General features: G+C 67.9%; 1 protein-coding gene. It reads left to right on the top strand.

Annotated elements, in window-relative coordinates:
- The coding region (locus FK530_RS24780; protein WP_146489460.1) for a (Fe-S)-binding protein at positions 1-600 on the top strand (600 nt) is incomplete at its 5' end.
- Positions 601-623: the final 23 nt, after the last annotated feature.

Below are 623 nucleotides of genomic sequence, written 5' to 3'. Positions count from 1 at the left end.
CGCACCTTCGAACCGGTCCTCGACGGGGAATGGGACGCCATCGTCGTCCCTTCGGGGTCCTGCACCGGTTCCATTCGCCACCAGCAGGCGATGGTGGCGGCATCCGAGGGCGACGACCCGCTGAGCAGGAAGGCGGCCCAGATCGCCGAGCACACCTATGAGCTCTCCGAACTGCTCGTCGACGTCCTGGGCGTCACCGATGTGGGCGCCTACTTCCCCCACCGGGTCACCTACCACCCCACCTGTCACTCGCTGCGCATCGCGAAGGTCGGGGACAAGCCCTACCGCCTCCTGCAGGCGGTCGAGGGCCTCCAGCTCACGGAGCTGCCCGAGGCAACGAGCTGCTGCGGATTCGGGGGGACGTTCTCGATGAAGAATGCCCAGACCTCCACGGCGATGCTCGCCGACAAGATGGCCAACGTCATGTCGACGAAGGCCGAGGTGCTGGTGGCCGGGGACTACTCCTGCCTCATGCACATCGGCGGAGGGCTCTCGCGCACCCGCTCGGGTGTGCGCACCATGCACCTCGCGGAGGTGCTGGCCGGGACCCGGGACGAGCCCTGGGCAGCCCCGACCACGACGACGAAGGTGGGTGCGTGATGAAGGTTCCGATCCAGGTCCAG

This window comes from Tsukamurella conjunctivitidis, from assembly GCF_007858475.1.
Taxonomy (GTDB): domain Bacteria; phylum Actinomycetota; class Actinomycetes; order Mycobacteriales; family Mycobacteriaceae; genus Tsukamurella; species Tsukamurella conjunctivitidis.
Note: the sequence above shows the minus strand (reverse complement) of the source record. Positions and strands in the feature narration are given on the sequence as shown.